General features: G+C 73.0%; 3 protein-coding genes. 1 reads left to right on the forward strand and 2 read right to left on the reverse strand.

Annotation, left to right across the window (positions count from 1 at the left end; genetic code table 11):
* The first annotated feature begins 143 nt into the window (after nt 1–143).
* Nucleotides 144–1265: a DNA polymerase III subunit beta gene (gene dnaN, locus IH13_RS0112930; protein WP_031083979.1), complete on the forward strand. Its 1122-nt coding sequence runs from the start codon at nt 144–146 to the stop codon at nt 1263–1265.
* A 9-nt stretch (nt 1266–1274) separates the two neighbouring features.
* Here dnaN and IH13_RS0112935 read toward each other — a convergent pair whose 3' ends face one another.
* Nucleotides 1275–1766: a hypothetical protein gene (locus tag IH13_RS0112935; protein ID WP_031083981.1), complete on the reverse strand. Its 492-nt coding sequence runs from the start codon at nt 1764–1766 to the stop codon at nt 1275–1277.
* Nucleotides 1767–1864: 98 nt separating this feature from the next.
* Nucleotides 1865–2195: chitinase (locus IH13_RS0112940; protein ID WP_031083983.1), on the reverse strand; the 331-nt coding region annotated here is incomplete at its 5' end.

The raw sequence follows: 2195 nt of genomic DNA on the forward strand, positions 1-2195 counted from the left end.
CCGCCGATGACTGACAGCCCAGCAGGACGTCAGTCAGTGGCAGAGCCACGACCACCGGGACCTGGGTATCAGCATCAATGTCAGTGGTGCCGCCTAGCGTCTGTTCTCGACCGCGTCGTACGCCGGACGAGAGAGGCCCTGCCGTGGAGTTCCTGACTGAGCGTGGTGCGTTGACCGAGGCCGTGGCCTGGGCCGCCCGGGTGCTGCCGGCCCGGTCACCCGTTCCCGTACTGGGCGGTCTGCTTCTGGACGCGTCGGACGGACGGCTGCGCGTCTCGGGCCTCGACTTCGAGGCGTCGGCGTGCGTGGAGACCGAGGCCGCCACGGTGCGGCCCGGCCAGGTGCTGGTCATGGGGCGGCGCCTGCTCGACATCTGCAAGGTGCTGCCGGACGGTCCGGTGCGGTGCGTGGTCGAGGGGCCCCGGTTCACGGTGACCGCGTCCGGCGCCCGGTTCGGCCTCTCGGTCCTGCCGCTCGACGACTATCCGGCGCTGCCGCCCCTCCCGGAGGTCCGCGGTGCGGTGGAGGCCGCGCGGTTCGCGGCGGCGGTCGCGGACGTGGCGGTGGCCGCGGGGCGGGACGACACCCTGCCGGCCCTCACCGGCGTCCGGCTGGTGCTCGACGGCTCCACGATGACGCTGGCGGCCAGCGACCGGTACCGCTACGCGGTGCGCACCCTGCCCTGGAAGGCGGCCGCTCCCGATGTCGAGGCCGATGTCCTGGTGTCGGCCCGCCGGCTGACCGAGATCGCCCGGACGCTGGGCCGGTCCGGCCTGGTCAGTGTCGCGCTGGACGACGGGTCGGCCGGTTTCGAGCACGCCGGCGCACGGACGACGGTGCGGCTGCTCGACGGCAGACTGCCGGCCCACGACACACTGTTCGCGCTGGCCGACCCGGCGGTCGCGGTGCTGGACCGGGCGGCTCTGGTGGAGGCCGTCAGGCGCGTCGCCGTCGTGGCGGACGGCGGCAGCCCGCTCCAACTGGCCTTCACCGACGGCCCGGACGGCTCGGTGCTGCTCCAGGCGGGGTACGAGGACGACGTGGCCTCGCAGCGGCTGCCCGCCACCCTGGAGGGGGCCGGCGGGATGACGGTGGCCTTCAACCCCGTCTACCTCATGGACGCGCTGTCCTCCATCGAGGAGCCGACGGTCCGGCTGAGCCTGATGGGCGCCGGCCGGCGCGCGATGGTCACGCCGGGCGAGGCCACCCCGGACACGGCCACGCACCGGCACCTGCTGATGTCCGTGAAGCCGGCCGTGCTCTGAGGTCCGCGCTCAGGCGGGCAGCGCGGACACCTCACCGACCGCGGCCAGCAGCCAGATGGGGAACTCCGGGTCGGCCTGCCCCACGGCCAGGCCCAGCCACCGTCCGCCCTCCGGGCCCCCGGCCGGGGGACGCCAGAGCTGCATGCTCCCGGCCAGATTGCTGAGCTGGCCCAGGGGTTCGGGCGCGGGGGTGGCGTCCTCCTCCAGATACGGCCAGAGCTCGACGGTCTCCGGCTCGCCCCACCGCTCGGTCAGGGCGGTGGCCACCGCGCTGAACTCCGCCTCGATCTCCTCCTCCGACGCCTCGACCCGCTCCGTGGACCGGTCGTCCCAGAAGTCCGGCCCCGCGCGCAGGATCAGCAGATGGTGCCCGGGGCCGCTGCTGCGTACGCCGTTGTCCTCGCTCTCCTCCCCGGCCGGGAAGGGGAGGGCGAGGGCGTCGTCGATCAGGGCGAGCGGGGAGCGGGGGCCGGCCGGTGGTGTGCCGCTGTCCGTTGTCATGGTGGGTGATCCTGCCAATCACCCGGGCCGGGAACCGAATCGGGGGCGTACCCGGCCGCCGCCGGGCACGCCCCTCTTTCCTCGGGGTGGGGCCGAGTTCAGCAGCTCAGGTTCGAGCCGGGGGTGGTGCCGAGGATCTGGACGAACGACTGGTAGGTGTTGACGCGGCTCTGGACCTGGCCGGGGTTGCCGCCGTTGCACTCGATGCTGCCGTTGATGGACCGGATGGTCTCACCGAATCCGGCACCGTTGACGATGGCGTTGTGGGGGGTCATGGTGCCGGGTCCCGACTGGGTGTTCCAGTACCAGAGGCCGGTCTTCCAGGCCACGGCTGCGTCCTGCTCCACCAGCCAGGGGTTGCCCAGCAGGTCGATGCCGAGTGCGTCACCGGCGGCCTTGTAGTTGAAGTTCCAGCTGAGCTGGATGGGG

Source organism: Streptomyces sp. NRRL WC-3549 (assembly GCF_000721935.1).
In the GTDB taxonomy this organism is placed as follows: Bacteria; Actinomycetota; Actinomycetes; order Streptomycetales; family Streptomycetaceae; genus Streptomyces.